This window comes from Amycolatopsis sp. DSM 110486, from assembly GCF_019468465.1.
In the GTDB taxonomy this organism is placed as follows: domain Bacteria; phylum Actinomycetota; class Actinomycetes; order Mycobacteriales; family Pseudonocardiaceae; genus Amycolatopsis.
In genome coordinates, this window is the sequence record NZ_CP080519.1 from 264,092 (window position 1) to 289,342 (window position 25,251).

Here is a 25,251-nt window from a genome sequence, read left to right on the forward strand (position 1 = left end):
CGCGGTCCCGTGCCGATCAGCCGATCACGTTCGACGACTGCTTGTTGTTGAACCGCGCGACGCGCCCCCTGTTTCCACAAGCCTGCGAGCACCACCTTCGCCGTCCGTGGCCGGACAGGTAGTAGTTCGCGCAGCTCGGTGCGAGGCAGGCCCGCAGGCGCTTCCGCTCTTCGCCGCCGAAAAGCCGCACGGCTTGGAGCGCCACGAGCGAACTCACGGCGATGCCGCCGGGCAGGTCGCCCTGGAGCGCGATCGTCGGCACGCCCGCACCGGGCCACACGAGGGCGGACGACGCAGCCGCACGGGCCGCGGTGGTGTTGAGCGTGTCCACCGCGGCCTGGCGGCCAGGCAAGTCGGACACCACCCCGGCCGGTCGCTCGTCCACTGTTGCGTCGGCAGCGAGCCGTCTCAGCGCATCGCGGAGCCGACGCAGGTCGAATGCCGTCTCCTTCACGCTCAACGGGCTTGCGCAAGGCAACCAGTGGTCGAGAGACCTCGGACGTTGCTCAAGACGGGGAACGATCTCACGAATCCACTCGCGTGCACCGTCCGCGGTCGCGAGCGCGTCCTCGGTACCCTTGCCGCTCCCCCACACGGTGTTCATCAAGTCGACCGGCGGCTCCTGGCCCACGACCCGTTCGCGGCGCGTCACAGCGCCCCGCGCAACGCCGTGGTCGGAGTGTTCGACCGTGAGAACAGCTGTGACGTCTCCACCTTCCACCGCGACAGCAGTGGGTTTTGACGGAGACTCGCTGCACTCGCTGCGAGCAAAGCCTTGCCGGCGGAGCGCAGTCGCGTGTTCGATTTCGCCATACGACTCTCTCCTCTGCGCTGGTCTTCTTGTCGGCGTCAGCCGATCGTCGGCTCTTACCGCCGGCCGACGCCGACACCGGGCGCCGACCATTCCCCGGCCTCGCCCTGATGTCCTCATTCCCTCCGGGCGAGTGTCAGGAACCGTGCCGCCACGGCGGCGAGCACGGCGGAGGCAAGGACGATCAAACCGGCCGTGAGGAACACCGTCTGCAGGGTTGTCGATGAAACGAGGATCGCGCCGACACCGGATCCCACCGCCAGGGCTATCTGAAGGTTCGTCACATTCACCGCCGACGCGGCCTCCGGGGTTTCCGGGGCAGCGTCGAGCATCCAGACCAGCGTTCCCGGGTTCACAATTCCCCAGAACAGGCCCCACATCACGAACAACAGGCCGGCCAGCCAGGGTAAGGTGCCCGCGTTCGCCAGCGCGATCAGCAATGCGGCCACGACCGTCGCCGCCCCGGCGAAGCTGCCGATCACTCCACGCTTGAACAGCGATCCGGCGACGAGTGAGCCGACGATGCCACCGCAGCCGTAGATGACGTACAGCAGCGAGATCACACCGCTGGACAGATGCGTGTGGTCCATCAGGAACGGGGTGATGTAGGTCCAGGCGGTGAACTGTCCGATGAACACCAATGCGCCCGCCGCCATCCCGAACCGGACGGCGCGCTGCGTCACGACTCCCACAAGATCACGCAGGTGCGTGCGCCCGTCCGGCGGAATACCCGGCAGGACGAACCTCTGCGCGACCACGACCAGCAGTGTCGCCGCCGCGGCGGTGGCGAAAGTGAGACGCCAGCCCACGAGGTTGCCGAGGAACTGTCCCGCCGGCAGCCCCACCACTGTCCCACCGGAAATACCTGCCGCGATAATGGTGATGGCGCGAGTGCCGCCGGCGGGGCCTACCAGCTTGGGGCCGACCGGTGAGACCACGGTCCAGAAGGCTCCGAGGGTGGCACCAAAGAACATGCGGGCTATCAGCACCACGACGAAGTTCGGTGCCACCGCGACGATGGCGTTCGACACCAGCACCGTCAAACCTAGGACGAGGATGACCGAGCGCCGGTCAAATCGGCCGGAGCTGAGGAAGAACAGCGGCGCCGACACTGCGGCGCTGAAACCCGGCACGAGCACCATCAACCCCGCAAGGCCCAGTGAAACATGTAATCCGTCGGCGATCCGCGGCAGCAGCCCCACCGGCATCGTTTCCGTCATCACGACTATGAACGCGCCGAGCGCAATGGCGCCGACTGCGGCCCAGCCTCGCTTGCTCCTTGGCTCTGCAATAGTGACGGCAGCGCGCGCGGCCGCAGGCTGAATCGGGACGGCCGCGGCGCACGACGATGTCGAGACCACACGCACGAGCCTTGCGTGACGCCCCGGCGTCTCCCCTTCGGCATCCGTCATGATGTTCCCCTCACTCCTCAGTAGCTCAGCGCAGCTCGACTCCCTATTGGCAATCCCACCGGCGGACGGTCAACGCAACTCTGGAGCCGCACCTGTGCCGCGATCATGGGCTGCGACCGCGCCGCAGCCCATGAAGGAAAAGAGAGCCGTCGTCCTGACTCGACGCCGGAGCCGTTGCCTGGACCCACGGAGTCCCTGTGCACGAGCCTTAGCCACGCCCGTCGCCCAAGATTGTGGGATCGCCGAGGGCCGCCGTGGTCCACACACGTCATGCACGTTCGTCGTCGACGTTGCTGCACAGGCGCTCAGCGTCGAGCCCAAGTGGGGTCTTACCACTTCGAAGGAGAGTTCCGTCGCGAGCGTTGAATAGCGCTGCCAAGGAACCGAGCGACTCCCCCTCGTGGAAACCGCCCGGTTCATCGCGCGCTGTCGGCGCGGATCAGGCGAGGTCGAAGGTGTCGGGGTCTGGGCCGGTGCGCCCGTCGCGGTCGAGGGCCGAGAGGGCGGCGAGGTCGTCGTCGGTGAGGGTGAAGCCGAAGACGTCGAAGTTCTCGGCCACGCGCGAGGGTGTGACGGACTTCGGGATGACCACGTTGCCCAGCTGCAGGTGCCACCGCAGCACCACCTGGGCGGGCGTGCGCCTGTGCCGTGCGGCCACGTCGGTGACGACGGATTCGGCCAGCAGGTCGCCGCCCTTGGCGAGCGGGCTCCAGGCTTCGGTGGCGATGCCGTGCTCGGCGTGGAAGGCGCGCAGTTCCTGCTGGACGAGGTACGGCGACAGCTCGATCTGGTTCACGGCCGGCACCACGGCGCCCTCGTCGAGCACGCGGCGCAGGTGCGCCGGCTGGAAGTTGGAGACGCCGATGGCTCGGACGCGGCCGTCGGCGTAGAGCTTCTCCAGTGCTTTCCAGGTGGCGATGTACTTGTCGCGCGCGGGCAGCGGCCAGTGGATGAGGTAGAGGTCGAGCTGATCGAGCCCGAGGTCGGAGATGCTGGAGTCGAACGCGCGCAGCGTCTGGTCGTAGCCCTGGTCGCTGTTCCACAGCTTGGTGGTGATGAACAGCTCGTCGGCCGCGATGCCCGACTCGGCGAGCGCCTCGCCGACGGCCGCTTCGTTGCCGTACGCGGTGGCGGTGTCGATGCTGCGGTAGCCGGCGTCGAGTGCGGTTTTCACCGCGGCCTTCGTCTCGGCGGGCGGCACCTGGAAGACGCCGAAGCCGAGCTGTGGCATCTCGACGCCGTTGTTCAACTTGGTGACAGGAACGCTGGTCAACTCGATAACCCTTCTGTAGGAACGAACGAAACTCACGGAACAATCGAACTCGCAACCCCACCGCCGACGCGCAGGGCACCGCCGGTGGTCGCCGGCGGCCTGGTCGGAGGCGACGTAGGTGATGAGGTTCGCGACCTCCGCACGAACGAGCGCATACCTTCGGTCAGCGAGACGCCCGGGCAACACGTCGTCCATGGTGACGCCGCTCCTCGCCATTTCTGGCGCCATGCTGCGCACTCGTTCGTTGAACGATTTCGTGCGACGAACCCACCTGGCGCGGCACCACCCGCTGGTTCGCGCTGGCGGCGCTGCAGTCGCCACCAGCGCGAACCTACCGACGTAGATGGTTCTCGCAGGTTGCCGGGATCGTTGTGGTTCGTCCCTTGGCGGTGAAAGCTACTTCTGCAGGAAGGACTGCAGCATAGCCGTCACTTCCTCCGGCCTCTCCTGCGTCACGAAGTGGCCCGAACCCTTCAGGACTCGTCCCTCGACGTTCACGGCGTACTCACGCCACTGATCGGGGATGAGTGAACCGAAGGAACGCTCACCACCGATCGCGAGGATGGGCATCTTCAACTTGCCCTGAGCCAGGAATTCCTTGTTCTGCTGAACATCTGTACGGATCCCACGGTATATACTCATGAAGGCTGTTGTACGGCCGGGCTCCTTCAGGAAGTGGGCGTAGTAGTCAAAGTCCGACGCCGTGAACGGCGACTCATCGCCCGCCACGTACTCAAGCATCATGTCGTGGACGAGGTCGCGCTCGTGACCGGCGATGAGCTTTTCGGCGAGGGGCATCTGGAACAAGCCGAAGTGCCACGCCGCGGGCTGGACCGGGTCGGCGTTGAGCACGGGGTAGCGGTACCAGCTCTCATCCGGGATGGTGGCTTCCATCACGGCCATGCTCCGCACTTCCGACCGAAATTGCGCCCCGTAGGCGTAGGCGACCCACTCACCAAGATCGTGGGCGATTACCTGGACGCCCTTGTTGAGGTTAAGCTGCGTCAGCAGCTGATGCACGTCCTTCGCCAACTGCGCTGTATCATAACCACTCTTGGTGACCTCGGACTCACCAGCACCACGCATGTCGACTGCGATCACAGTGTGGTTCTTGGAGAGCGGGACCATCTGCTGCCGCCACTCGGACCAATTCTCGGGGAACCCGTGGATCATTACCACAGGAGAACCTTTGCCGCCCCGCACGTAGTGCATACGAAAGCCATTTACTTCCGCGTACTTGGACTGAAAACCGGCAGGCGGTCGAGATTGCGGGTAAGGCGATAGTGACTGCGCTGCCAGGGAGGAATTCCCGTTGTTCTCGTCCCGCGCTGCGGAGCTCGAAGTCGCGGAGATCACGAGCAGTAAGGCCGCCAAAGCCGCAATGAACGTGAAGGGTCTGTTGACCTTTCCTATTTTGATGCCCATCATTCTCCTACTTGGAGTCGATACTCGTTACGCGTCACCAGACGCACGGGACGATGAAGCGACCCAGTCGGCCATGCACGTTCGTGCTCGGAATCGGCCGGATGGAAACGTGCTGTTGGACCATGCTCTCCCCTCCCGTCCGTTCGACTGAAGGCTGGAGCCAGCCGCCAGCCGATACCCCGCTTCAACCCGATCGAGCTACAAGACAGCAACCCGATCGAGTTATGGCTCGGTAGATCGCTTCAGACAGTGAGCGCCTGGGGGTAGCGACTTCTTACCCTCAGACCTCGGGCAGCCGAGCGGGCCCGCCTCGGCCCCCATCAGTGGCTCAGCCCGTCACCGCAAGTAAAAGACCACGCCGCCTCTACGGGGGTCGGTGGGAATGAGCGGGAGTTCTTTCGTGGTGAGGCTAGATGCCTCAGCTCCTGGTGCGACAGCGGGAGTCCGGCGGCAGGAGCAGGAGGCACATGAGCCCGCCCCGCGCTGCCGTGGGGGCAGGGCGCAGCGAGGCGGGGTGGCTTGATGCCGGCGCGGGGTCGCCTCTCGGCGGGCGGCGCGACCCGGGGCCGAAGACTCGGCGATCCGGCAGGGCAGTGCGCGGAGCCTGGCGACACCACCGCACCGGCAATCAAAGTAACGCTGCCCCGCCACGGACATTCCACAGTGGACGTTCCCCCTTTCCACAGTTCGCCGTCCCGACGAGTTCGGTGATCACGTTCGCCGCGTTGTCGAGCGCGTCGACGCCCATGGACTCGACCACCATCTCTCGCAGCCGTTAAGGGCAGTGGGCCCGCTCGCATGGGCAATCGGTGCAGCTCAGAGGTCGTTGGCGTCGGCGAAGACGCAGATCACCGGTGCCCGACGGAAATTTCAGGGCAAGTTTTCGGCGAACCCCGAAAGATTCCCCCATGGGTTGACACCAATCGAGGTGACGACGGCGGGCCGACGGTACAAGCCACGGCCCCATGGTGATGGGAGCGTGCTAAGCCAGTGGAGAGCACCGAACGGCGTTTCGACCCTGACGACCCGGAATACTTCATCGCCCAGCTCGCTCGCGACCGCGAAGCCGCGCCCGCTGAAGCGGCCTCGCCGCGGGTCGAGTCGGACGACGCCGGCATCCCCGCTGACGGCGGCCTTTCCCTGGATGAAAGCCGAGCGAATCCGGGCCCGACCCGGCCATGATCATGTCCGAAAACCAGCAATCACGCGGAAACCCGGCTCGGAACTCGGATCGAGGACGACCGGCGCCGACCGGGGCACCGTCTGTCATGCACAGCATCTTTGAAGACGCCGAGCTGCCCGAACAGCGGCCCGTTACCAACCTGGCTGAACGGCTTCGCGGGAACCAGCTCGACACCGATGCCCTCGTAACGGCGGCATGAGTGCCGGCCACTGACCACGCTCACCCACTCCTTCCACGGAGCACCACCATGAACCAGAACACCGCGGACAGCGAGACGATCCTGCGCGGCGTCCTCGACGGCTGGAAGGCCGCCGTCGACAAGCACCAGCCCGACCAGGTCGCCGCCCACTTCACCGACGACGCCATCTTCCAAGGCCTGCACCCCTACAGCGTCGGACGTCCCGGCATCGCCGCCTACTACGAATCCCAACCCCCCGGCCTGACCGCCGGCTACCAGGTCCTGGAGACCAGGCGCCTCTCCGACGACCTCGTCCTCGGATACCTCAACGTCGACTTCTCCTTCACCGACCGCCCCACAATCAACGTCTACCTCAGCACCCTGCTGAAACAGACCGGAACCGGCTGGACCATCACCTTCTACCAGGTCACCAAGCTCGACCAGAACACCACCAGCGAAGACCCCGGCAGCCACTAACAGACCGGACATCGAGCGAGCGGCTATTCGGGCCGGGTGAAAGGACCCCATGGTGGCGGGTGCGCGGCGGGGACCCAGGCTCGCATCGAACGACCGGTCAAACCGCAGAAAGAAGAAAGACCATCACAACGCCTGACACGACGCAACACGCCCGCTACGAACAGTTCCTCGAACTCCATCGCGGCCCCGAGGCGTTCATCATGCCCAACGCCTGGGACGCCCCGTCGGCCCTGCTCTTCAAGGAAGCCGGATTCGCCGCCGTTGCAACCTCCTCGGCGGCCTTCGCGGCGACACTGGGTCGACTCGACGGCATCCACGCCGTCAGCCGCGACAAGCACGTGGCTCATGCCGCGCTCCTCACGTCGGTGAGCGGCCTGCCGATCAACGGTGACTTCGAGGACGGCTACGGCGAGACTCCCGAGGACGTCCGGGCCACCGTTGATGCCGCTATCGCCCGTGGCCTGGCCGGCATCGGTATCGAAGACACCACCGGCGACCCCTCCCAGCCGATTCGCGAATTCGACGACGCGGTTCGCCGCATCGAGGCTGCCGCCGCAGCTGCGCACGGACGGATCGTTCTGACCGGCCGTACGGACAACTTCTTGTGGGGGATTTCCGACATCGGTGACACCATCCGCCCCTCTCCGCCTTCGCGGAGGCGGGAGCGGACGTTCTCTACGCACCGAACCTGCCGGACCGGGCCTCCATCACCGCAGTCATCAAGGCAGTCGCGCCCAAGCCGGTCAACGTCCTCGTCAGCCCCCAGGACACGGCTACCCTCACAGAACTCCAGACGATCGGTGTCCGCCGGATCAGCCTCGGGGTCGACCCCTACACACACGCCCTCGGAGCAACACAGGCGGCTGCGGCGAAGCTAGCGGAGGGAGACCTGACGGCGCTCGCATCGAATCTCAACTTCGGCCACATCATCGACCTCATCAAGGATTGACACGGCCACGCAACCGGGCAGCTGCGCACTTGCCTCATGCGGTCAGATCGCGACGTGACGTGTTCTGACTGCCCGCGTGACTCGCGCGGATACATCCGGGTACCGGGAGAGCAGAGCCCGGTCAGGCGCATTTGATGAGTGGAGAAACACATGACCGAAACCGAGGGGATGTCGACACGCCGCGCACCGCGCACCGCGGACGCATGTGGTCACGGCAACGTCGTGCGCTGCGGCCGTACCAACCCAGCCTGCAGCCGCCCGCGCTCCTGCCGCTGGTGCGGAGCCCGGCAGCAGGCGGGGCCCCGCCTCGCGGACAACCAGCTCGCCGGGCTGCGCCGGGACGCCGCGCGCGTCTCGTCGCCGTTCGCCGATCCCGCCCAGCTGACCCGGGTCCGGAAGTTCGTGGCCGGCCGGTCGAAGTGGGCCGAGCGGTGGCCTGCAACTACTCCGGCCCGCACCACTACGAGCTCCACGTCTCCGGGCTCGGGCCGCATCATCGCGCAGACACCGTTGCACGCCGGCCGTCGCCCAGCACCCGCTCTTCGACCATCACCACGCCCCGACTGCCCGCGTGCCCACCTGCGCGGTGGCTGCGCACCGCCTACCGGATCGCCGGTCTCGAGCCCTCTACATCCTGCTGCACCCCGAGGTCGCGTGATGTCTCGACCACGTCTTGCACGATCAGCAGGCTCCACCGGGCTGTCGCCCCGGCGGCTCGCAACACCGGGCGGATCCGCCGAGCAGGTCGGAGACCATACGTTGCAGACAGTCCACTGGCACACCTTCCCTGACAGTGCCGTAAACCCCTTGATGAGAGACAGTCGTGGCACCTGATCGAATTTCCCATACGCTGCCTGGGCTGACGGCGCCCGCGGAGATCGTGGTCGACCGCTGGGGTGTGCCGCACATCTACGCGGCCAGCACCTACGACGCGTTCCGCGCCCAGGGCTTCAACGCTGCCCGTGACCGGTTGTGGCAGATCGACTTCTGGCGCCGGCGCGGCCTCGGCCGGCTGGCGGAGGTCTTCGGGCCCGAGCACGCCGAGCGGGACCGTGCGGCGCGGCTGTTCCTCTACCGCGGCGACATGCACCGCGAATGGCTCGCGTACGGCTCGGACACGAAACGCGCGACGACGGCGTTCGTCGAAGGCGTCAACGCGTTCGTGGAGCTCACGCGCCAGAACCCCGAGCTGCTGCCCGCCGAGTTCCGGGAGCTCGGTTACGAGCCGGCGCTGTGGGCACCCGAAGACGTGGCTCGCATCCGCAGCCACGGCCTGTTCTACAACGTCCGCGAGGAGGTCGCCCGCGCTCGCACCCTGCGTGACCTGCCGGCGGAGGCCGAGGAGCTGCGAAGGCGGCGCGAACCGTGGCGGCCGGTGGAGATCCCCGAGGGGCTCGACCTCGCCGCGATCCCCGACGACGTGCTGCGCGTCTACGACCTCGCGACGACCGCGCCCGGGTTCGCGCCGCCCGCACCGCAGGACCCGCAGGGCGACGTGTTGCCGGAGGGCAGCAACAACTGGGTCCTCGCCGGTTCGCGGACACGCTCGGGCCGGCCGCTGCTGGCCAACGACCCGCACCGCGCGGCCGCCGCGTTGCCCGGCCTGCGCTACATCGCGCACCTCAACGCGCCGGGCTTCGACGTGATCGGCGGCGGCGAGCCCGCGCTGCCCGGCATTTCGATCGGCCACAACGGCCGGATCGCCTTCGGGCTCACCATCTTCGCGATCGACCAGGAAGACCTCTACGTCTACGACACCGATCCCGCCGACCCGACGAGCTACCGCTACGACGGCCGCTGGGAACCGATGCGGCGCGCCACCGAGACCATCGCCGTACGCGACGGCGAGCCGGTGGAGGCCGAGCTGCTCTTCACCCGCCACGGCCCGGTCGTGTACCAGGATCCGGAGCGGAACACGGCGTACGCGGTCCGCGCGGCCTGGCTCGAGGCCGGCATGGCGCCCTACCTCGGCAGCATGGACTACATGCGCGCCGGGGACTGGGACGAGTTCTCGGCCGCCATGAACCGCTGGGGCGCGCCGCCGGAGAACCAGGTCTACGCCGACCCGTCGGGCCGCATCGCCTGGCAGACCGGCGGTCTCACCCCGATCCGGCCCAACTGGGACGGCACACTGCCCGTGCCGGGCGACGGCCGTTACGAGTGGGCCGGCTTCTACGACACCGACCAGCTGCCCGGCACCCTCGACCCGGAGGCGGGATTCCTGGCCACGGCCAACGAAATGAACCTGCCCGCCGACTACCCGCCCGACCGGCACATCACCTACGACTGGTACGCGCCCTACCGCAAGCACCGCATCGACGAGGTCCTCGCGCAGACCACCGACGCCACCCCGCAGAGCATGGTCGACCTGCAGAGCGACTTCCTGTCCGTGCCCGCGCGCCGGATCGTGGCGCGGCTGCGGGAACTGAGCGTGGCCGTCGACGGGCTGGACCTGCTCACCGGCTGGGACGCCGTGCTCGCCCCCGACAGCGCGGCCGCCGCGCTGTTCGAGGTCTGGTACCGCCGCCACCTGCGGCCCGAGCTGCTGGCACAGGCCCTGGAACCGCTGGTGGGCGCGGAAGCCGCCCACACGACGGCCACCCGCATGTCACCCGCGGACGACCTGCTCGCCGACACCCGCATTACCCTCGAGCTGGTCGAGAACTCCGGCGCATTCGCCGACGTCGTCGCGAAAACCCTGCCCGCCGCCGTCGCCGACCTCGAAGAACTGCTGGGCGCCGACCGGAGTGCGTGGGCGTGGGGCCGGCTGCACGTCGCCCGCGCGCAGCACCCGCTCAAGGCGTTGCTCCCTAACCTGCCCGAAGACCGGCTCGCCACTGAACCGCTTCCGCGCGGCGGCAGCGGCGACACCGTCGGGAGCACCGAGTACGGGCCGAATTTTGTGCAGTCGGCGGGCGCGACGTTCCGGGTCGTCGTCGACGTCGGCGAGTGGGACTCGTCGCTCGCGATGAACGCGCCGGGCCAGTCCGGCCGGCTGGACGACCCGCACCTGACCGACCTGTTCGCACCGTGGGCCCGCGGGGAGGCGTTCCCACTGCTCTACAGCCGGGAACGGATCGACGCCGAGGCCGAAACCGTCATCGAGCTGAACCCGCCCGCCTGACATCCCTACGCGAGGTGCGCGACCCGACAGTCGCAGTTCAGAGGGCAAAGCCCTCCACGCGTTGTGGCACGACGCCGCCCGGCAGTGCGCCCAACTTGCCGCCCCCACGCCGCCAACCTCCACCAACGTGGCCTGCCGGCGCGCGCCGCTACGGCGCTCACGGCCTTCGGCCGGATTGCGCGATCACACCCTCGGACAAGGACGTTCGGCCCACGTGTAGCTAGCTGCCCACAGACCGCAGATCGACCGACACGTCCGCGAAGGCAAGACCAGGCGCGAAGCGATCCACTGCCTCAAACGCTATGTCGCACGCGAGCTCTACGAACTCATCGGCCGCGCCCCACAACGCACCAGACTGCCAACGATCGCTTGACATCCTGTGAGACTGCGCGGGCGGCCTGGTGGTCGCTGTCAGGATGGTCCGGCGGTGCGGGATGACTCGTTGACAAACTGGCCGTTCTTGAACGTGCCTTGCCTATGACTCGTCTCCCAAGCCGTTCGGGCCGGCCTGGCCCACCCAGTGGCTTGATAAGCAGCCCGTCCGCCCGCAGGGCGTGACTCGTCACAGTTTCGCCTGGGTGCCCACCACGGCCGACGCCCATCGACAACGTCGCCTGCTGGAAGGTACCGCGCAACCATGCTGTTCGAGTCGCTCGAAGGCGTCATCGGCGTCGACACCCACCGCGACACGCTTGCTGCTGCCGCAGTCACCGCGGTCGGCGCAACGCTGGAACATGCCGATGCCCCGGCGAGCGCCGAGGGCTATCAGCAACTGCTGGACTTCGCTCGAACGCAGGTGCCGGGCCGGCGGTGCTGGGCCATCGAAGGAACCAGCAGCTACGGCGCCGGGCTCACCGCATACCTCAGCGAACAGGGCGAACGGGTCCTCGAAGTCTGCCGCCCCAAGCGTCCACCGCGGCGCGGTGCCCGCAAGAGCGACGCCCTCGACGCCGTTCGAGCCGCCCGGGAAATCCTCAGCAGCGACCGCCTGACCGAACCGCGCAGCCGCGGGCAGCGCGAAGCCCTGCGCGTCCTGCTGAGCACACGGGCCGGCGCGGTCTCCGCCCGCACCGCCGCGATCAACCACCTCAAAGCGTTGATCGTCTCCGCTCCCGAGAACCTCCGCGCAGAACTGCGAGGGCAGACCAGCGACACCCAGATCACCTACTGCGCGAAACTGCGTGACCGTCCTACCCAGAACCTCGAGCACCGCACCACCATCCGGGCGATGCGCTCCACCGCCCACCGCATCCAAGCACTCAAAGCCGAAGCGAACGAGCTCGAACGCGACATCGCACGCCTGGTCGACGAAATTCACCCAGAGCTGGCACAGCTGCCCGGCGTCGGCTCCCTGAGCGCAGCACAAATCCTGATCAGCTGGTCCCACCACGGCAGGCTTCGCTCCGAAGCCGCGTTCGCCAGCCTCGCCGGCGCCGCACCGATCCCCGCTTCCTCAGGTCTGACCAACCGTCACCGCCTCAACCGAGGCGGCGATCGTCAACTCAACCGGGCCCTCCACACCATCGTGCTGACCCGCAGCCGGATCGACCCCGCGACCCGCGCCTACATCACCCGCCGACTGGCCGAAGGCAAAACCCTCCGAGAAATCAAACGCTGCCTCAAACGGATCATCGCACGCCAACTCTTCCGCACCCTCCAGCAACACCACACACCAACCACGCCGGCAACCCTTGACGCCACATAGCAGCGTCATAGGGCATCGAACTTCCCGTCATCTATCGCTGAGAGGTCGTCCACGTCGTGAACACCCGGAACGAGGCTGTGTCCGACTCGCCCTAGCGGAACGCCCTGTCAGGCGGCCGGGATGTTGTGGTTCAGCCGGAACACGTTGGCCGGGTCGTGGGCTTTTTTGATCTCGACCAGGCGGGCGTAGCGTTCAGGACCGAACGCCTTTTCCATTTCGGCCGGACTGGTGGCCTCGTCTGGCGAAAGAAAGTTGGCCATCCGGCGCTCCGCTGACCAGGGAGCCAGCGCGTCGATCACCGCGGCCAGGCTGCCGCGCATCAGTTCGGCCTGATCAGGCCCGCCGACGCCGAAGCCGAACACGACGAACGGCACACCCCGCGTGGAGACACTGTTGGCGACGGCCGGCTCCCGATCGAAGGCACCCCCCAGGTACCGGATTTCGACATTGACCAGCTGCGAACCAGACTCAGGACCGAGGACCCCCACGAAGGCCTCGACAGCCTCGGCGGAGAACTCCCGCAGTGAGGTCGTCCTGTCCCAGTACGGCATCGGGTCTTCGGGGTCGTTGTGAATCCGCCGCGAAGCCGTGTAGGGCAGCTCTGACATCGCGTCGAGGACCGCCGGTGCGACAGCGCGCATCGGGGCGAGCAGACGCTCGGCGTCCTGTTCGGACCCGAGGTGCGCGTAACGGAGGTGGACCACGTTCGCTCCCCTCAGCGGCCCCGGCAGCTCGGGAAGCAGGGGCAATCGCTGCGCGGCGATCGACGAGGTCGCCTCTACTGGCAAGCCGGTGACCCACACGCGCCACGCGTGCAGGATTTCGGCCAGGTGCGCACCCGCGAAATACAGGGAGCCCCCGTAGAAACGGGTCACGGGGAACAGCTCGAACTCCAGCGCCGTGACCACCCCGAAATTACCCTTGCAACCACGCAGTGCCCAGAACAGGTCGGGTTCGCTCTCGGCAGTCACCGTGCGCAGCTGCCCGTCAGCCGTCACTACGTCGAGCGAATGCACGTGGTCGGCCGCGTAGCCCAGGCTCCGGCCGAGGACTGGGCTTTGCCCTCCGCCCAGCGTGTACCCGGTCACGCCCACGTCCGGCGCCGAACCGCTCAGCGGAGCCAGACCGTGCCGCGCCGCCTCGTCGATGACCTCCTGCCAAATCACACCGGCTGCCACGCGAGCCCTTCGGCGCGCTACGTCGATCGAGATGCCTTTCATCTGTCGCGTCGTGACGAGCACAGAGCCACGCGCAGAGGAAACCATCTGATGGCCCGAGTTCTTCACCGCAACAGGCAACCCACGGGCCCCGGCGAACCTCACCGCGGCCGTGACATCCGCCGCGCGGGCCGCGCTGACCACAACCTCGGGCTCCAGGGTGGCCAACAAGTTGTACTGCCGACATTCGTCCGCATAGCGCGGCTGCCCCGGGACGAGTACCTCACCGATGACTTCTCGGCGAAGGACGGCCAGCTCCTCAGCTCGCGCGGACGAAAGGGCAGAATTCCCAAGAGTTTCGCGCATAGTTCTTCCGCTTCGTCGGATATCAGGGCGAACTGAATATTAGGGGATTCATTGCGAAATTTCACTGCACATAAGGGAAGGAATCGAACGTCGATCGGGCATGACATTCCTCGACATTAACGCCGCTTGGGCCAGTCTGGCGCGCCGGTAGTGACGACCAAAAGCTGCGCCGACTGGGGCCGAGCCACCTTCGTGCCTGTACCCGCGGCAGTGGCACGGAACCGATCAGGCACTGATTGAAGATCCGCCAGGAACGCGGTATCGAACCAACAATTCTTCACCGCGCATGATTACCTGCCACGCCGCACCGGCGAGGTCGACCGCCGGTTCATGGTTGTGCGAGCAGCGATCGTTGGCCACAGCACAGCCACTACGTCTGCAGGGATGTCTATGTACCGCTCGCCGCCGTAGTAGTTCGCGAAGTAGGCTCCAAAGCACAACGTCGAGATGGTGTGGACGTCGATACCGGCCCGGACCGCACGACGCTCCTGCAGCTGTGTCAACGCCCTCTCGATGAATCCCACGCGGGGCCGGACCGCGTGCTCGCGCAAGATCTCCATCAGCTCCGGCGTGCGGATGGCCTCGGCGGCGAAGTTTCCCATCAGCACCATGGCGTCGGGGCTGTAGCGAGCGGGGTCGACATGGCGGACGGCTTCTACGAGCGCGTCGCGTGGCTCCAGGTCGTTCAGATCAACGGTGTACAAGTCACCTTGCTTGCGGAAACCGTAGTCGAGGGCGTCCACCACCAGGTCAAACTTGTTTCCCCACCGTCGACGCAGCGTGGAGCGGCCGACCTTGGCATCGTCCACGATGTCTTTGATGGTCATCTTGGAGAAGCCGTCCATGACCAGCCGCCTGCGGGTGGCGAGGATGATTGCCTCGTCCAAGGCCGTGTCACGAGGGCGGCCGCCAGCGCCACTATGTTCTAGTTCGCCCGCGGAGTTCGTCATACGATTGCGCGCTCCAGCTTGCTCGCGTGTGGTCGACCGTTAAGACATTCGGCGGGTTCGTGTGGGACGTACGCTCCCGGGCCTCACCACACAGCCGCCTTCGTCGGTCTCGACCTGGCCGCACCCCAGAGTGGTGCGCGGGTCGCGGCCGATCACGAGATGAAGCCAGTTACGCCCCCTCCTCCATGCTCACCTTCTTGTCGGCGTCAGTCGACGATCGGTTCTTACCGCCGGCTGAGGCCAACGCACCGGTTTGATCCAGAAGTAGATCCTCATCCGCACTCGACCAGGCCATACACCCGACCGGGAACCAGTCGACGCACACCAGCGACGGAGTATGCGGGCCGAGAAAAACTCAAGGGCTTGCGGGCCGACGGCAATGTTCGTACCGGCGTGCGGGTGGCCGGCGAGGTGTGGGCCTGCGGCGTTGACGAGCAGGGACGGTCAGCATGCCCGTCAGCGAACTGCTTGCGGCCCTCGAGCCCAAGCAACACCGACTGGATCGCGGGGAGCGAGCGGCCAGGCGCGAACAGTTGCGTTGCGTGGATGGCCGCCAGTTTTTTGGGTCGTTGACCACTCGCGCGGCGATCGGTTCCTGGAAGCCGGCATCGGTGCTTGACGTCCCCTGCTCGATCCTGCCCGTGAGCCGGCCGAGGAACGCGGCTATTCGCTGCGCTCCAGCAACGTCCGCACCGCCGGCCCCGTCAACCGAGCCACGTCCTCCACCGAAGCGCTCGCCAGCGGATCCTTCCGCGTCACCGCGCGGACCAGGCCGATGCCCAGCAGCCACGCCAACGCGAGGTCGGCGCGGAGGGCGGCATCGGGTTCGTCGGTGAGGGAGGCCAGAGCGCGGGCGTATTCCTCGCCGAGCTGGTCGCGCAGGGCGGCGCCCGCGCCGTCGGTGCCGGTGGAGCGCAGGTAGGTCTCCAGGGAGCGGTCACGGCGTTCGGAGTCGTCCTTGAGGAGGCTGCGCAGCGTTTCGGCGAAGAGGTGCTCGGGTGGGGTCGCGTCGAGCTGGGCGAAGCCGCCGCGGGTCATCGCGGCTTCGAAGAGGGCTTCTTTGCTGCCGAAGTAGCGGAATAGCAGCGCTTGGTTCGCGCCGGCGCGGCTGGCGATGTCACGCACGGTGGCGCGGTCGAAACCGCGCGCCGCGAACAGTTCTCGGGCGGCCTCGAGCAGCGCCGCTTTCGTGGCCGCGGCGTCCCGTTTCCGGGCGTGCGATTCTGCGGTCATGGCGACTCCCGTTCGGCAGTGGCGATCACCCGGGCTCCACGCATGGCGGCGAGCTGCACACCCAACCACCCGGTCGTCCCGCCGGCGCCGTGAACGAGCAGCGTCTCGTTCTCCGCACCTTTATTCAGAGAGCACCTGCTCCGCAGTCAGAGCAGGCACAGGGAACGCCGCCGCCGTCTCCCATGCCACCAATTGACAGATTGGAAGCCAACGACGAAACGCAAGTAGAGATAGTTTTCAAGGCAGACCTGTTCGATTCCGTCATACACCTCTCTCGTCTACGCTGGTCGTCTTGTCGGCGTCAGCCGACGGTCGGCTCTTACCGCCTGCCGTCTCCTGGCCTCCTCATCCCCCGCGCGAGTGTCAGGAACCGCGCTGCCACGGCGGCGAGTACGGCGGCAAGCACGATGAAGCCCGCCGTGAGGAACACCGTCTGCACGGTCACTGACGACACGAGGATCGCGCCGACGCCGGACCCTGCCGCCAGAGCTACTGGAGTTCGTGACATTCACCGCCGACGCGGCTTCCGCGGTTTCTGGGGCGCGCCGAGTACTTCCAGGTGGTGAACTGCCCGATGAACACCAGCGCGCCCGCCACCATCCCGGACCGGGCGGCCCGCTGCGTCACGGCGCCCAGCAGATCAAGCAGGTGCGAGCGGCCGTCCGGTGGAATGCCCGGGCGGATGACCGTCTGCGCAACCACGACAAGCAGGGTCGCCGCGGCGGAGAACGTGAGCCGCCGGCCGAGGAGGTTGCCGAGGAACTGGCTCGCCGGGAGCCCCACCACCGTCCCACCCGACGGTAGGCCACGGGCTCGCCCCGAAGCAGTCGGTGCTCGCAGGGTTTGCGCCACTTCGCGAGCTGGTACTGGTCGGCTCGGTCGGCACATCCGCTGTGTCAGATCCGATTCAGGTGGTCCCGAATTTTGGCGGCGACGAGTTCGGGACGCTCCTCGGGGAGGTGGTGTCCTGCGTCATCGACCACTTCGACGCGCAGGTCTGCGGCGTGCGGTGTGACAGCACCCAGCATTGCCGGAGGCGTGAACGGGTCGGCGCCGCCGGCGAGCAAGAGCGTGGGTGGCCGAAGCTTGCGGGTCTCCGCATGCCGCAGCATCGGGATGAACTCTTTGTATGCGAACTGGTACATGAGCTGTTCACCGGCGCGCGCGATGTCGGGTCGGCGGAGCACGTCCACGTACGCGGCGACGACGTCGGCCGGCATCGACGCCCGGTCGACGACACCGCGACGCAGCCAGGCACGTGTGAAGGAAGGGATGTGCGCCAGGACGAAGCGGCCGACCAAAGGTGTCTCGACGAACGGTGTCCACAGATAGCGCCAGGCGTTGCGGACCATTCGTCGGACATCGAGGTAGGGGTGGAGTTCGTTCAGGGCGACCACGTGGCTGACGCGGTCCGGATCGTCCAGCGCGAGCTGGAAGGCCAGGGCTGCACCACGGTCGTGCCCGACGAGCGCGATCCGGCCCAGCCCCAAAGCGTCGAGCAGTGCCCGCAGATCGTCGACGAGCTCGGCGGTGCGGTACCCACTCCTCGGCGCGTCCGACCAGCCGGCCCCGCGCAGGTCGACCGCGATGAGCCGGTGCGAGTCACTCAGGAGGGGCATGACGTGCCGCCACATGTACCAGTGCTTCGCCCAGCCGTGCAGCAGGAGGACAGGGGATCCGGCACCTGTCTCGGCGACGTGCATGCGCAGCCGCCCCGTGGCGATGTACCGGTGGCGGACACCCGGGACCTGCAGCGCTTCGGGGACACCTCGTGCCGTCGTGTCAGGCGCTTCGCGCCTTTGTGCGCTCATTCGTGTCCCCTGCCGGCCGGGTCGGCGACCGTGAGCGGATCGCCGCTGTCGCAGACGAACGCGACCGATCCCAGAGCCGTCCGCCCCTGTCCGCCACCGCACACAGCAGCGGACGAAGGACGGATGACAGGCGCCGTTGTGATCATGCCCCCGACTCTAGGAGGGAAACAGCCCAAATGTGGGGCCACTTGCGCCCACTTCTTGGGGACCAATTACCTGACTCCGGTCACCCCAGCCACACTGGCCGGTGGGCGTGTCCAAGCCCGACTCGACACGTGCAGCCGGGTTTCGAGCAGATCGTCCGTGCCGGGGTAGAACTCGTCCATCGAAGAGTACTTCGACATCGCCCTGAGACCCACATCATCGTCACCGCGAACACCGCGGAAAGGAGTGCCTGCTCTGCGTCGAGACGGGCGCCGTGACCACGATGTTGCGAGAAGGCCGGTAAGGACGAGGCGTTCCGCTGCCGCTGTTACCCAGCATCCGAAGATCTGTGACGACGAAGGGATGGAACGGTGCCTCTCGAGGGCGAGTACGAGCCGAGCCCGGTGAAGTATGTGCGTGATCAGGTGGAGTTGTATGAGAGTTCAGGCGGGACGGAGGGGACCATCTCGCCCGACGCCGGGTTGCCGGTCATCATCCTGACGACACGGGGCGCGAAAAGTGGGAAAATCCGCAAGACGCCACTGATGCGGGTGGCGCACGAGGGGACGTACGTGGCGGTTGCCTCGCAGGGTGGCGCGCCGAAGCATCCGGTGTGGTATTTCAATGTCGAGGCCGACCCACACGTTGAACTGCAGGACGGCCCGGTCCGGCGGGACATGCGGGCGCGTGAGGTCACCGGAGCGGAGAAGGCCGAGTGGTGGGAGCGCGCGGTCGCCGTGTACCCGTCGTACGCGGAGTATCAGAGCAAGACCGACCGGGAGATCCCCGTGTTCGTGCTGGAGCCGGTTGAGGGCAGCAAACCAGTCTCCGCACGGTGATTTCCGGAACAGTCGTCGTGACGGAGCCTTCCAGAGAAGTCCTCGCTTAGTTTTACGGCCGTCGACCCCGACCCGGCGCTGCGCGAGTTCCTGCAGAGCACTTATGAGGCCGCGGCGGAACTTGGCCACTGGAACCACCAGCGTCTCAACCATGACAAAGCACAAACCAGGCCGGATTGGGCAGCGCGCCAGGTTCGCGAATCCACCCAGCCCACGATCCACGAACTCCACGAACTGGTCGATCTCGAACTTTGCCGAGGTCGCGCATCCGCGGCGACAAGGCCTACTCCTCACGCGCGATCCGCGGTGCACGGCCGCAGCCGCTCGGAGGGTTCACCGTTTGTGGTGCTGCCCCGACCCTGTCCGGTCGCGAGCCCGACGGGCATCACCCCGCGGGGTTGACGTCGGCCGAGGGCCGGACCGCGCGCAGGAATCCCCGGAGCAGGCGTGACCGCTCAGAAGACGGTGCGCCAGTCGTCGCGGATGCTGATGACGGTCCAGCCGTCCCGGTCGGCCTGTTCGAGGGCCTGTTCGGCGCCGGTGGTGTACGCGAACTCGCGGTCGGGGTCGTCGTGGATAACCAGGAGGCGCAGGGTCGGTTTGTCGGGGTGGTGGGTGAAGCGGAGCATCGGGATGTCGCCGTTGGCGTTGCCCGCCGCCAGCAACGGTCGGCGTCCGGTGCGGCTCCAGATGCGGATGGGCTTCTCCGGGCCGTCGTCGAGGTAGTCCAGGACGGGTTGGTGGCGGATGTTGCCGCCGTGCTCGTCGTCCTCGTAGGACAGTGTCGCGGTGCTGCCGATGACCTGCTCGCGCGGCACGCCGTAGACCGCGTGGCTGATGGGCCGCATGAAGTCGCGGCCGCCGCCGGAGGCGATGTAGGTGCTGAAGCCGTTGTCCCGCAGGTGTGCCAGGAGCTCGACCATCGGCGCGTAGGCGCACCGCGCATACGACCTGCCCAACGTGGGGTGCTGGGTGTTGGTCAGGAACTCGTTCGCCTGGACTTCGAAGTCCTCGACGCCAATGTCGGCGTACGCCTCGAGCACTCCGGCGGCCAGAGCGGGGAGCTGAGTGTCGTCACCGGCGTAGTGTGCGGCGACCACTGCGCCGAACCAAGCCAAGTCGTTCTCGTATGCGGCTTTCCAGGGCTGGCGCAAGCGCAGCTCCGGTGTCTCCTTGGCCATGGTCACGAGGCGGCGGAGGATGAAGTCGAGTTGGATCGGGATCGGTTTCTCACACCACAGCGTGCCATCGTTGTCGAATGTCGCCACCCGTTCGTCGGCCGGCACCTCTGCTGCGTGCTCGACGAACTTGGTGATCGCCTTCTTCGCGGCGCCGTCGCGCCAGGTGGTCAGCACGAGACAACCCTCCTTCCGATGGTCAGGGCCGAACCACGCAGCGGAGACCGACGTGGCAGGCGGCGGTGTCGATCGGTTGCGCCATGCGGGCGGCAGGCCGGTAGCGACGGCAGTAGTTCGGCGCGCACAGGTACGAGCCGCCCTTGATCACCCTGCGCGGGACGCGTTCACCGCGTTCGATGCTGCGGTCTCGCGGGCTCGGGCTACAACACGAGCCTGCCGGATCGTCGTGCGCGGAGTACCAGTCCGCGGTCCACTCCCACACGTTGCCGATCATGTCGTAGAGGCCGTATCCGTTCGGCGGGTAGCGCCCGACCGGAGCGGTGCCAAGGTAACCGTCCGCGCCGGTATTCGCGTACGGAAAGGTTCCCTGCCAGGTGTTGGCCATCCACACACCGTCGGGACTGAGCTCGTCGCCCCACGCGTAGGCGGCGCGGTCGATCCCGCCCCGCGCGGCGAGCTCCCACTCCGCCTCCGTGGGGATGTCCTTGCACGCCCAACGCGCGTAGGCCTCGGCGTCCTCCCAAGCCAAGTGCACCACGGGATGATCGGGTCGCTTGCGGACCGAACTGCCCGGGCCGGACGGATGGCGCCAGTCCGCGCCGGGCACGTAACGCCACCAGTTGTAGGCGTTGCGCAGGTCGACCTCGTGCTGCGGTGCGACGAACACCGACGACGCCGGCACGAGGAGATCCGGCAAGGCGTCTGGGTAATCCGCCGGATCGGGTGCCCGCTCGGCGAGCGTGACGTGGCCCGTCGCCCGAACGAAGCGCTCGAAGTCGCGGTTGCGCACCGCGGTGGGGTCGATCCAGAACCCGCCGACCGTCACGTTGTGGACCGGGGCCTCCTCCGGATAGTGGTCGTCGGAGCCCATCGCGAAGGTGCGCCCGGCGATCCAAACCATGTCCACGGTCGGGTCGGGCTTCGCGGCCACGGCCTGCCTAAGTCCCTGACCCGTGTGCGCGGTGGCCATCGGGTGCCCCCTGCCTGCTGTGCGCGACGTCGCCACACGTTCCCAGCGGGCCGGGCCGCGCTTCATCACCCCTGCCGGGTGACCCGTGCAGATTGATCCATCAAGCGCTCTCGCTCGTCGCGGGTGCCGCCCGGTGTGCGGTGTTCACCTGGTGCAGGTGAGGCCGGGCGCCGTCGCGCGATGTCGGATGGTGCGCGCGAGGCCGCCTTCAGCTGCGCGATCTGAGGAGTGACATGAGCAACTCGTTTCAGGGCAAGATCAAGACCGACATCCGCGACTCGGTTCCCGACTGGGAGCCGTTCGAGCCGCCGCGGGCCGCCGACGGCGCGCCGAACGTGGTCTACATGGTTCTCGACGACGTCGGGTACTCCGCGATGAGCTGTTACGGCGGCGTCATCGAGACCCCGAACATCGATCGCATCGCTGCCGACGGCGTGCGGTTCACGCAGTGGCACACCACCGCACTGTGCTCACCGACCCGGTCCTGCCTGCTCACCGGCCGCAACCACACCCGCAACGCGATGGCGTGCATCACGGAGGCGGCGATCGGTTTCCCGAACGCCAACGGCACGATCCCGCCGGAGAACGGCATGATCTCGGAAATCCTGGAGGAGCACGGCTGGAACACCTACATCGTCGGCAAATGGCACCTGTGCCCGACCGACGAGATGAACCTCGCCGCGACGCGGCGCAACTGGCCCACCGGCCGCGGGTTCCAGCGGTTCTACGGGTTCCTCGGCGCCGAGACGAACCAGTGGTATCCCGACCTCGTGTACGACAACCACCCGGTGGACCAGCCGAAGACTCCCGACGAGGGGTACCACTTCACCGACGACATCACCGACAAGGCGATCGAGTTCATCAAGGACGCCAAGGCGATCGCGCCGGACAAGCCGTTCTTTCTCTACTACGCGCCGGGAGCGTGCCACGCGCCGCACCACGCGCCGCGAGAGTGGATCGAACGATTCGAAGGCCGCTTCGACAGGGGATACGACGCACTGCGCGAAACCGTGCTGGCGCGGCAGAAGGAGCTCGGCATCGTGCCGGCTGACACCGAGCTCCCCCCGATCAACCCGATCGGCACCCCCGAGACCCGCCAGGGCCCGGACGGGCAGCCCTTCCCCCCGCTGGACTACACGAAGCCGTGGGACTCGCTGTCCGACCAGGAAAAGCGGCTCTTCGCGCGGATGGCCGAGGTATACGCGGGCTTCCTCGCCCACGCCGACCACCACATCGGCCGGCTTCTCGACCACCTGGAGGAGACCGGGCAACGGGACAACACGCTCGTCATCCTGGTCTCCGACAACGGCGCCAGCGGCGAGGGCGGCCCCAACGGGTCGGTGAACGAGAACAAACTGTTCAACGGCATCCCCGACGACCTCGACGAGAACCTCGCGATGCTCGACGAGCTGGGCGGTCCGAAGACCTACAACCACTACGCGAACGGCTGGGCAATGGCCTTCAACACGCCGTTCAAGATGTGGAAGCGCTACGAGTTCAACGGCGGCACAGCCGACCCGTGCATCATCTCCTGGCCGTCGGTACTCGGGCACGGCGGCGAGATCCGCCACCAGTACCACCACGCGATCGACCTCGTGCCCACGGTGCTCGACTGCGTGGACCTGCGGGTGCCGGAGGCGATCAAGGGACACACGCAGAGCCCGCTCGACGGGGTGAGCATGCGCTACACCTTCGCCGACCCGTCGGCGCCATCGGCCAGATCCACCCAGTTCTACTCGATGCTCGGCTCGCGCGGGATCTGGCACGACGGCTGGAAGGCCGTGACGACGCACCCGACGATCAGCGGCTGGAGCAACTTCGCCGACGACGTGTGGCAGCTCTACCACACCGACGTCGACCGCGCCGAGGTGCACGACCTCGCGGCCGAACACCCCGACAAGCTCAAGGAGTTGATCCGGCTCTGGTTCGCGGAGGCCGACGCCAACGGTGCGTTCCCGCTCGACGACCGCTCGCCCCTGGAAATCCTCAACACGCCGCGGCCGCAGCTGTCCGCGGCCCGCAGCCGCTACGTCTATTACGCGGATGTCGCCGACGTACCCGAACAACAGGCGGTCAACATCCGCAACCGGTCGTACTCGATCGGATCCCTTGTGGACATTCCTGGCAAAGGCGCCGAGGGCGTGCTGTTCGCGCACGGCGCGCGGTTCGGCGGGCACGCGCTCTACGTCAAGGACAACCGCCTGCACTACGTCTACAACTTCGTCGGCATGCTGGAGCAGAAGATCGACGGGACCGAGGACCTGCCGACGGGTGAGAGCCTGATCCTCGCGGCATCGTTCGACAAGGACGGTGAGGAGCCGCCAGGCATCGCCACCGGAATACTGTCGCTCTACCACGGCGACCACAAGGTCGGCGAGGGCCGCATCAAGACACAACCCGGCTCGTTCGAACTCGCCGGCGAGGGCCTGTGCGTCGGCCGCGACAGCGGGGCCGCCGTCACCGACGACTACCGGGGACAACGCCCCCACCGGTTCACCGGCGGCACCATCAAACGGGTCGTGATCGACGTCAGCGGCGACCCGTACGTCGACCAGGAGCGCGAGGCCGAGGCGATGCTCATGCGTGAGTAGCCGGACACCGGTCCGCCGACGGCACCCCATGCGCCGCCGGCGGACCGGCCGGGTCAGGACTTGTGACGGTGGGCCGAGGCGTGGTCGAAGCTCGACGCCCCGCGCGGCCGAGCAAGTGCGCATCCGCTGGCCGACGATCATGGCTTGCTCGGCCGGGGAGTCCGGCTCATCCAGGACAACGAGCCCGACCTGACCATGGTCGCCGAAGCCGGAAACGGCGCGGAAGCAATCGCTGCGGCACGCGCCAAGAAACCGGACCTAGCCAGCCGACGACGACGAGCCTGATCCTCAACCGTTGAACGCGGCTGCCGCCCGGTCGGACGACCGCCTCAACAGGTAGTTCCGCGCACCCGACACCCCTCTTGGGGTCACCTGCGGTCACCGATGAACCCATCTGGTCGCAACGCACGAGGACACGAGGAGGTGCCAGACGGCGATGTTGTCCGAAGCTGTTCCTGCCGCGTTCGGTGCGGCGATCTACCCGCCGGCCGTGCTGTTCATGGCGTTCCTGCTGGTCAACCCACAACCCAGAAAGCGGGCGCTGATTTTCCTGGCCGGCGCTGTGTTCATCACCCTCGGCTTCGGCTTCCTCTCGGTGCTGGTGTTGCAGAGCAGCGGAGCCGAGAGCACCAAGCACCGCACCGTGCCGGCTTGGATCGACCTCGCCATCGGCATTGTGTTGGTGGCCTTCGCCCTGGTGGTCTACTTCCGGCCGCCACGCGGACCCAAGGCCGCCAAAAAGCACCGCGAGCTCGGTGTGATCGGGTTACTGAGCGTCGGTCTGCTGATGTACACGCCGACAGCGCTCTACTTGGCCTCGCTGCACGCCATCGCCAAAGCGCACGCCAGCCTGTTGGTGACGGTGCTGAGCATCATCCTCGTCGCCGTGATCTACATGCTGTTGATCGAGATACCGATCATCGCCCACGCCATCTGGCCGGAGACGACGATCCGCTGGGTCACCGCCGTGAACGCATGGCTGGCAAGACACGGCCGCACCATCATCGTCGTCGTGGCGGCCGGCTTCGGCATCTACCTCACCGGCTCGGGCATCGCCCACCTCGTGTAATCGACAGGCGGTCCCATCTCCGCGGCGCCGTGCGCGATCGGACGATGCCCGCAGCACGCGACGAGCCGGCGGCGACCCCGGACGGACAGCAGGGTGTCACGGCGTTACACGGACCGGTCTTCCTGCTCGGCGGATGTGCTGGTCACACTTCTCATCCTGCCGCCGAAAGACCCGTCCTCGCTCAAGCCCTCCCGACCGTCACCAACGTCATGACCCGAGACAGCTA

At 67.2% G+C, this 25,251-nt stretch carries 19 protein-coding genes and 2 pseudogenes; 10 read left to right on the forward strand and 11 right to left on the reverse strand.

Features of this window, described 5'->3' with window-relative positions; genetic code table 11:
• Positions 1-16 precede the first annotated feature (16 nt).
• The 4 genes from K1T34_RS01325 to K1T34_RS01340 all read right to left on the reverse strand — a co-directional run bounded on the left by K1T34_RS01325 (position 17) and on the right by K1T34_RS01340 (position 4,924).
• On the reverse strand, positions 17-931 hold the full coding sequence (locus tag K1T34_RS01325; protein WP_370643603.1) for an ABATE domain-containing protein: 915 nt from the start codon (positions 929-931) through the stop codon (positions 17-19).
• Positions 928-2,223, reverse strand: a complete 1,296-nt coding sequence (locus K1T34_RS01330) for an MFS transporter (RefSeq protein WP_220242486.1) — start codon at positions 2,221-2,223, stop codon at positions 928-930. Before K1T34_RS01330 ends, K1T34_RS01325 begins: the two co-directional genes overlap by 4 nt.
• Before the next feature lie 439 nt (positions 2,224-2,662).
• The gene (locus K1T34_RS01335) at positions 2,663-3,496 is read right to left on the reverse strand and encodes an aldo/keto reductase (RefSeq protein WP_304504301.1); all 834 of its coding nucleotides are present in this window, start codon (positions 3,494-3,496) and stop codon (positions 2,663-2,665) included.
• A 396-nt stretch (positions 3,497-3,892) separates the two neighbouring features.
• Positions 3,893-4,924, reverse strand: coding sequence for an alpha/beta fold hydrolase (locus K1T34_RS01340; protein ID WP_220242487.1), 1,032 nt, complete (start codon positions 4,922-4,924; stop codon positions 3,893-3,895).
• Between the two features lie 987 nt (positions 4,925-5,911).
• On the opposite strand from K1T34_RS01340, the gene K1T34_RS01345 reads away from it, so the two are divergent.
• The 6 genes and pseudogenes from K1T34_RS01345 (at position 5,912) to K1T34_RS01365 (ending at position 12,537) form a co-directional block, all read left to right on the forward strand.
• Complete coding sequence (locus K1T34_RS01345) at positions 5,912-6,103, forward strand: hypothetical protein (RefSeq protein ID WP_220242488.1); 192 nt, start codon at positions 5,912-5,914, stop codon at positions 6,101-6,103.
• A gap of 248 nt (positions 6,104-6,351) precedes the next feature.
• Complete coding sequence (locus K1T34_RS01350) at positions 6,352-6,759, forward strand: nuclear transport factor 2 family protein (RefSeq protein WP_220242489.1); 408 nt, start codon at positions 6,352-6,354, stop codon at positions 6,757-6,759.
• A 200-nt stretch (positions 6,760-6,959) separates the two neighbouring features.
• Positions 6,960-7,334: pseudogene (locus K1T34_RS54560) on the forward strand (isocitrate lyase/phosphoenolpyruvate mutase family protein); the annotation flags it as partial.
• A 113-nt stretch (positions 7,335-7,447) separates the two neighbouring features.
• Positions 7,448-7,708 (forward strand): isocitrate lyase/phosphoenolpyruvate mutase family protein, encoded by a 261-nt coding sequence (locus K1T34_RS54565; protein ID WP_370643864.1) that lies wholly within the window; start codon positions 7,448-7,450, stop codon positions 7,706-7,708.
• An 823-nt stretch (positions 7,709-8,531) separates the two neighbouring features.
• On the forward strand, positions 8,532-10,832 hold the full coding sequence (locus tag K1T34_RS01360) for a penicillin acylase family protein (RefSeq protein ID WP_220242491.1): 2,301 nt from the start codon (positions 8,532-8,534) through the stop codon (positions 10,830-10,832).
• 637 nt (positions 10,833-11,469) lie between these two features.
• Positions 11,470-12,537, forward strand: coding sequence for an IS110 family transposase (locus K1T34_RS01365; protein WP_220242492.1), 1,068 nt, complete (start codon positions 11,470-11,472; stop codon positions 12,535-12,537).
• Positions 12,538-12,644: 107 nt separating this feature from the next.
• On the opposite strand, the gene K1T34_RS01370 is transcribed toward K1T34_RS01365, so the two are convergent.
• From K1T34_RS01370 to K1T34_RS01390, 5 genes are all read right to left on the reverse strand, one after another.
• Positions 12,645-13,922, reverse strand: coding sequence for an FAD-binding oxidoreductase (locus tag K1T34_RS01370; RefSeq protein WP_255638227.1), 1,278 nt, complete (start codon positions 13,920-13,922; stop codon positions 12,645-12,647).
• 428 nt (positions 13,923-14,350) lie between these two features.
• A complete protein-coding gene (locus tag K1T34_RS01375) occupies positions 14,351-14,947 on the reverse strand; it encodes a TetR/AcrR family transcriptional regulator (protein WP_255638228.1) in 597 nt (198 codons plus the stop codon).
• 726 nt (positions 14,948-15,673) lie between these two features.
• Complete coding sequence (locus K1T34_RS01380) at positions 15,674-16,243, reverse strand: TetR/AcrR family transcriptional regulator (protein WP_220242495.1); 570 nt, start codon at positions 16,241-16,243, stop codon at positions 15,674-15,676.
• A 489-nt stretch (positions 16,244-16,732) separates the two neighbouring features.
• The gene (locus K1T34_RS01385; protein WP_220242496.1) at positions 16,733-17,029 is read right to left on the reverse strand and encodes a hypothetical protein; all 297 of its coding nucleotides are present in this window, start codon (positions 17,027-17,029) and stop codon (positions 16,733-16,735) included.
• A gap of 110 nt (positions 17,030-17,139) precedes the next feature.
• Positions 17,140-17,946, reverse strand: coding sequence for an alpha/beta fold hydrolase (locus tag K1T34_RS01390; protein WP_220242497.1), 807 nt, complete (start codon positions 17,944-17,946; stop codon positions 17,140-17,142).
• 623 nt (positions 17,947-18,569) lie between these two features.
• Here K1T34_RS01390 and K1T34_RS01395 point away from each other — a divergent pair.
• Together K1T34_RS01395 and K1T34_RS01400 are read left to right on the forward strand one after the other, a co-directional pair.
• Positions 18,570-19,037: a nitroreductase family deazaflavin-dependent oxidoreductase gene (locus tag K1T34_RS01395; protein WP_220242498.1), complete on the forward strand. Its 468-nt coding sequence runs from the start codon at positions 18,570-18,572 to the stop codon at positions 19,035-19,037.
• A 69-nt stretch (positions 19,038-19,106) separates the two neighbouring features.
• A pseudogene (locus tag K1T34_RS01400) lies at positions 19,107-19,439 on the forward strand (hypothetical protein); the annotation flags it as partial.
• Between the two features lie 53 nt (positions 19,440-19,492).
• On the opposite strand, the gene K1T34_RS01405 reads toward K1T34_RS01400, so the two are convergent.
• The gene (locus tag K1T34_RS01405) at positions 19,493-20,392 is read right to left on the reverse strand and encodes an HAD family phosphatase (RefSeq protein WP_220242499.1); all 900 of its coding nucleotides are present in this window, start codon (positions 20,390-20,392) and stop codon (positions 19,493-19,495) included.
• Between the two features lie 22 nt (positions 20,393-20,414).
• The gene (locus tag K1T34_RS01410; protein WP_255638229.1) at positions 20,415-21,326 is read right to left on the reverse strand and encodes a formylglycine-generating enzyme family protein; all 912 of its coding nucleotides are present in this window, start codon (positions 21,324-21,326) and stop codon (positions 20,415-20,417) included.
• Positions 21,327-21,598: 272 nt separating this feature from the next.
• Between K1T34_RS01410 and K1T34_RS01415 the strand changes: the two genes are divergently transcribed.
• Positions 21,599-23,956, forward strand: a complete 2,358-nt coding sequence (locus K1T34_RS01415; protein ID WP_255638230.1) for an arylsulfatase — start codon at positions 21,599-21,601, stop codon at positions 23,954-23,956.
• A gap of 436 nt (positions 23,957-24,392) precedes the next feature.
• Positions 24,393-25,025 (forward strand): GAP family protein, encoded by a 633-nt coding sequence (locus tag K1T34_RS01420; protein WP_220242500.1) that lies wholly within the window; start codon positions 24,393-24,395, stop codon positions 25,023-25,025.
• Positions 25,026-25,251: the final 226 nt, after the last annotated feature.

What these genes read in the sequence shown, in the direction of transcription:
- K1T34_RS01380 (WP_220242495.1), bottom strand. Translation starts at nt 16,243, where the DNA reads ATGACCGCAGAATCGCACGCCCGGAAACGGGACGCCGCGGCCACGAAA.
- K1T34_RS01415 (WP_255638230.1), top strand. Translation starts at nt 21,599, where the DNA reads ATGAGCAACTCGTTTCAGGGCAAGATCAAGACCGACATCCGCGACTCG.
- K1T34_RS01390 (WP_220242497.1), bottom strand. Translation starts at nt 17,946, where the DNA reads ATGCACGTCGCCGAGACAGGTGCCGGATCCCCTGTCCTCCTGCTGCAC.
- K1T34_RS01420 (WP_220242500.1), top strand. Translation starts at nt 24,393, where the DNA reads ATGTTGTCCGAAGCTGTTCCTGCCGCGTTCGGTGCGGCGATCTACCCG.
- K1T34_RS01330 (WP_220242486.1), bottom strand. Translation starts at nt 2,223, where the DNA reads ATGACGGATGCCGAAGGGGAGACGCCGGGGCGTCACGCAAGGCTCGTG.
- K1T34_RS01350 (WP_220242489.1), top strand. Translation starts at nt 6,352, where the DNA reads ATGAACCAGAACACCGCGGACAGCGAGACGATCCTGCGCGGCGTCCTC.
- K1T34_RS01340 (WP_220242487.1), bottom strand. Translation starts at nt 4,924, where the DNA reads ATGATGGGCATCAAAATAGGAAAGGTCAACAGACCCTTCACGTTCATT.
- K1T34_RS01365 (WP_220242492.1), top strand. Translation starts at nt 11,470, where the DNA reads ATGCTGTTCGAGTCGCTCGAAGGCGTCATCGGCGTCGACACCCACCGC.
- K1T34_RS01325 (WP_370643603.1), bottom strand. Translation starts at nt 931, where the DNA reads ATGAGGACATCAGGGCGAGGCCGGGGAATGGTCGGCGCCCGGTGTCGG.